The organism is Methylorubrum podarium, from assembly GCF_022179745.1.
GTDB lineage: Bacteria > Pseudomonadota > Alphaproteobacteria > Rhizobiales > Beijerinckiaceae > Methylobacterium > Methylobacterium podarium.
The window spans coordinates 1-4,950 of sequence record NZ_BPRD01000256.1 but is presented as its reverse complement, the minus strand read 5'-3'; the positions used below and the strand labels follow the sequence as shown (position 1 = coordinate 4,950).

Annotated in this window: 3 protein-coding genes; 2 read left to right on the top strand and 1 reads right to left on the bottom strand. The window is 74.1% G+C overall.

Annotated features, from left to right (window positions below):
- Positions 1 to 992, bottom strand: a 992-nt coding sequence (locus MFF42_RS13545; RefSeq protein WP_283206877.1) for a helicase-related protein, incomplete at its 3' end; no start/stop codon positions are given.
- 312 nt (positions 993 to 1,304) lie between these two features.
- On the opposite strand from MFF42_RS13545, the gene mutS reads away from it, so the two are divergent.
- The gene (gene mutS / locus MFF42_RS13540; protein ID WP_238256198.1) at positions 1,305 to 4,052 is read left to right on the top strand and encodes a DNA mismatch repair protein MutS; all 2,748 of its coding nucleotides are present in this window, start codon (positions 1,305 to 1,307) and stop codon (positions 4,050 to 4,052) included.
- Between the two features lie 181 nt (positions 4,053 to 4,233).
- Positions 4,234 to 4,950, top strand: a 717-nt coding sequence (locus MFF42_RS13535; protein WP_283206876.1) for a protein-disulfide reductase DsbD domain-containing protein, incomplete at its 3' end; no start/stop codon positions are given.

Genomic DNA, 4,950 nt, shown 5'->3' with positions numbered 1-4,950 from the left:
GAGGTGCGGCCGGCGCGGCCCCGGCGCTGGTCGACCGAGGCGCGCGAGGCGCGGGCGGTGACGAGCCCTGTCATGCCGTTGCCGGGCTCGTAGAGCGGCACGCGGGCGAGCCCGGAATCGACGACGATGCGCACGCCCTGGATCGTCAGCGAGGTCTCGGCGATGGCGGTGGCCAGCACCACCTTGCGCCGCCCGGCCGCGGCGGGGGCGACCGCCCGGTCCTGCTCGCCCGGGGTCAGGGCGCCGTAGAGGGGGGCAAGGTCGGCGTCCTCGGGCAGCCGGCCCTCCAGCCGCTCGGCGGTGCGGCGGATCTCCGCCTGGCCCGGCAGGAAGGCGAGCACCGAGCCGGGATCGGCCCGCAACGCCCGCAGGATCGCGGCGGCCATCGCGTCCTCGATGCGCTCGGCCGGATCGCGGTCGAGATGGCGCGTCTCGACGGGAAAGGCGCGCCCTTCCGATTCGACGACCGGCGCGTCGCCGAGGAGGCCCGCCACGCGGGCGCCGTCGAGGGTGGCCGACATCGCCAGGATCCGCAGGTCCTCCCGCAGGGCGCCCTGCGCGTCGAGGGCGAAGGCCAGCCCGAGATCGGCGTCGAGGGAGCGCTCGTGGAACTCGTCGAACAGCACCGCGCCGATGCCGGTCAGTTCCGGATCGTCGAGGATCATCCGGGTGAACACGCCTTCGGTGACGACCTCGATCCGGGTGCGGGCCGAGATCTTGGAGCCGAGCCGCACCCGCAGGCCCACCGTGTCGCCGACCCGCTCGCTCAAGGTCGCGGCCATGCGCTCGGCCGCCCCGCGCGCCGCGAGCCGCCGGGGCTCCAGCAGGATGATCTTTTTCGCCCCGAGCCAGGGCTCGTCGAGGAGGGCCAGCGGCACGCGGGTGGTCTTGCCGGCGCCCGGCGGCGCCACGAGCACGGCGGAGACGCGCTCCGACAGGGCCGCGCGCAGGGCGGGGAGGGCGGCGTCGATCGGGAGCGCGGGGGACGACATGGTCCGCGAGGTGCCGCGGTTCGCGCGCGGGCGCAACCGTCCGGACGCTCCCGAGGCCGCCCCCGGCCATCCAGGGGCCGCGCGGCGGGACTCGGATGACGCGGTCGGCGCTGACCAAACCGAGTGAGTCGGTCAGCCGACGAACGATCCTCGAAGGGGAGGCTTCCGGCGCGAATCCGGGCGGGATTCCGCCGTCCTCGGGGGTCCCGGCGGGGGCGCCGCTTGCGACGGCTGGGGAGAGCGACCACTTGTCCACGGACTTCGCGACGGGCCGGCGGTGCCCGTCCGGAGCCGGGCTGCTAGCCTCTCCCCATGCCCAGCCTCAAACGTTCCCAACCCCTCGAACGGCGTGCCCAGGCGGCGGATACGGTGACCTCCTCGCCCCTCGACATCCCCGGCGCCACGCCGATGATGGCGCAGTACATCGAGATCAAGGCCGCCAATCCGGACTGCCTGCTGTTCTACCGGATGGGGGATTTCTACGAGCTGTTCTTCGAGGACGCGGAGATCGCCTCGCGGGCGCTGGGCATCGTCCTGACCAAGCGCGGCAAGCACGGCGGCGCCGACATCCCGATGTGCGGCGTGCCCCTGGAGCGGGCCGACGACTACCTCCACCGCCTGATCGCGCTCGGCCACCGCGTCGCGGTCTGCCAGCAGACCGAGGATGCGGCGGAGGCGAAGAAGCGCGGGCCCAAATCGGTGGTGCGGCGCGAGGTGATCCGCCTCGTCACGCCGGGCACGCTGACCGAGGACCGCCTGCTCGACCCGACGCGGGCCAACCTGCTGCTCGCCATCGGCCGGCGCAAGGTCTCCGACAGCCGCGAGGCCTACGGGCTCGCCGCCCTCGACATCTCCACCGGCCGCTTCTCCCTGAGCGAGGTGGACGGCGCGGAACTCGCCGCGGCGATCGCCCGGCACGAGCCGCGGGAGATCGTGCTCTCGGAGGTCATCCACGCCGACCCCGCGCTCGCCAAGCTGTGGCGCGAGACCAAGGCGGCGGTGGTGCCGCTGGCGCAGGGCGAGCTGGAGCCGGCCTCCGCCGAGCGGCGCCTGCGCGAGCAGTTCGGCGTCAAGACCCTCGACGGGTTCGGGAATTTCAGCCGGGCGGAGATCGCGGCGGCCGGGGCGGCGCTGCTCTACCTGGAGCGCACGCAGCTCGGCACCCGCGTGCCGCTCTCCGCGCCGAGCCGCGAGGCCACGGGCGCGACGCTCGCCATCGACGCGGCCACCCGCGCCAACCTCGAACTCACCCGCACCCTCTCCGGCGAGCGCAAGGGCAGCCTGCTCGACGCGATCGACCGCACGGTCTCGGCGGGCGGCGCCCGGCTGCTCGCCGAGCACCTCGCCGGCCCGCTGACGGACCTGCGGAAGATCGCCCGGCGGCACGACGCCGTCGCCTTCCTGGCCGAGGACGGGGCGCTGCGCGCGCACCTGCGCGACGCGCTGCACGCCGCCCCCGACATCGCCCGCGCGCTGTCCCGCGTCGGCCTGAACCGCGCCGGCCCGCGCGACCTCGCCGCCCTGCGCGACGGGCTCGACGCCGCCGCGACGATCCATGAGCGGCTGTCGCGGGAGGATCTGCCGGACGGGCTCGTCCGCCTCGCCCGCCGCCTCGACAAGGCCGACCGGGCGCTCGCCGGGGAACTCGCCGCGGCGCTCGCCGACGACCTGCCGCTCAACCGCCGCGACGGCAATTTCGTCCGCGCGGGCTACCACGCCGAGATCGACGAGGCGCGGCTCCTCGGCCAGGACTCGCGCAAGGTCATCGCCGCGCTCCAGGCGCGCTACAGTGAGGCCACCGGCTGCCGGACGCTCCGGATCAAGCACAACAACGTGCTCGGCTACTACATCGAGGTGCCGCAGGCGGTGGGCGAGGCCTGCCTCAAGGGCCTGATGCAGGATTTCGTGCATCGCCAGACCATGGTCGACGCGATGCGCTTCACCAGCGTCGAGCTCGGCGAACTCGAGTCGAAGATCGCGGGCGCCTCCGACCGGGTGCTGGCGCTCGAATCCGAGGTGTTCGACCGCCTCGCTGCTCGGGTGGGCGAACAGGCGGAGGCGATCGCCGACATCGCCGAGGCGCTGTCCGGCCTCGACGTGGCGGCGAGCCACGCCGAGCTCGCGGTCGAGCTCGCCTGGACCCGGCCGATCATCGACGAGAGCCTCGCCTTCGAGATCCGCGGCGGGCGCCACCCGGTGGTCGAGGCGGCGCTGCTGAGCGCCGGCGAAGCCTTCATCGCCAACGACTGCGACCTGTCGGGGGACGAGGCCGGGCGCATCCGCCTGGTCACCGGCCCGAACATGGGCGGCAAGTCGACCTTCCTGCGCCAGAACGCGCTGATCGCCGTGCTGGCGCAGATGGGCGCCTTCGTGCCGGCGAACGAGGCCCGGCTCGGCGTGGTCGATCGCCTGTTCTCCCGCGTCGGCGCGGCCGACGACCTCGCGCGGGGCCACTCGACCTTCATGGTCGAGATGGTCGAGACCGCGGCGATCCTCAATCAGGCGACCCGCCGCTCGCTGGTGGTGCTCGACGAGATCGGCCGCGGCACCGCGACCTTCGACGGCCTGTCCATCGCCTGGGCCTGCCTGGAGCACCTGCACGAGAAGAACGGCTGCCGGGCGCTGTTCGCCACCCATTTCCACGAGCTGACGGCGCTGAGCCAGCGCCTGCCGCGGCTCGACAACGCGACGCTGAAGGTCGCCGAGGATCGCGGCGAGGTGGTTTTCCTGCACGAGGTGGTGCCGGGCGTGGCCGAGCGGTCCTACGGCCTGCAGGTCGCCCGCCTCGCCGGCCTGCCGCCGAGCGTGGTGGCGCGGGCCGGCGCGATCCTCAAAGGGCTCGAAAGCTCCGAGCGCGAGCGCCCCGCCCGCCGCAAGATCGAGGACCTGCCGCTCTTCGCGAGCCTGTCCGCCGCGCCGCCGCCCCCGCCGGAACCGGTGAAGCCCCCACCGGACGACCGGCTCGGCCGGCTGATCGACGGCCTCGACCCCGACGCGCTGACCCCGCGCGAGGCGCTCGACGCACTCTATCGCCTCAAGAAGGAGCGGGCCGCAGGGTAAGCGCGGTTCGAGGCCGCGGGGCCGCGCGGCTCACGGGGCGGGCGAGGTCTGCTATAGAGCGTGCGCCGATGCCGGCCGCTCCGGCCCGGCCGTCGTTTCTCCCCGTCGCGGTCCCGGCTTCGCCCGGGATCGGACCATCGTCGTGGGAGGACGAGGCGCCGGGCCGCTCGGAAACAGATCGATGCTCCGTCTCCTCCTTGCCCTCCTCCTGACGCTCGCCGCCCCCGGTCTCGCCGGGGCGCAGGGCGCGATGACGGCGGTCAAGGCCAAGGATCTCGTGCGGGCCCAGCTCGTGGCCGAGAGCGAGGCGCTGGTGCCCGGCCGCACGGTGACGCTCGGCCTGCACATGGCGATGAAGCCGGGCTGGCACGTCTACTGGCGCAATCCGGGCGATTCCGGCCTGCCGCCGGAGATGGCGTGGCGCTTGCCCGAGGGCTTCTCGGTCGGCCCGGTGCAGTGGCCCGTCCCGGAGCGGATCCCGGTCCAGACCCTGATGAATTTCGGCTACGAGGGCGCCGTCACCCTGCTGGTGCCGCTCAAGGTTCCCGAGAGCGCCAAGGCCGGCGAGACCGCGCGGCTGGCCGGCACGCTCTCCTACCTCGTCTGCGAGGAGATCTGCATTCCGGGCTCGGCGGAGCTGAGCCTCGATCTGCCGGTGGCGGACTCCGCGGAGCCGGCCTCGGGACAGGCCGCGCTCTTCGCCCGCGCCCGCGCCGCCCTGCCGGAGGCGGCGCCCGGACCGTATCGCACCACCCGCGCGGGCGACCGCCTCGTGCTGCATCTCGACCGGGCCGATCTCGCCGGCGTGACCGGGGCCGCCTTCTTCCCCTATGCCGAGGGTGCCCTCGACAATGCCGCCCCGCAGGATCTCGCCGTCGATGCCGCCGGCCTGCATTGG

Excerpts from the sequence above, each read along its gene's own strand:
- mutS (WP_238256198.1), top strand. The coding sequence starts at position 1,305 with ATGCCCAGCCTCAAACGTTCCCAACCCCTCGAACGGCGTGCCCAGGCG.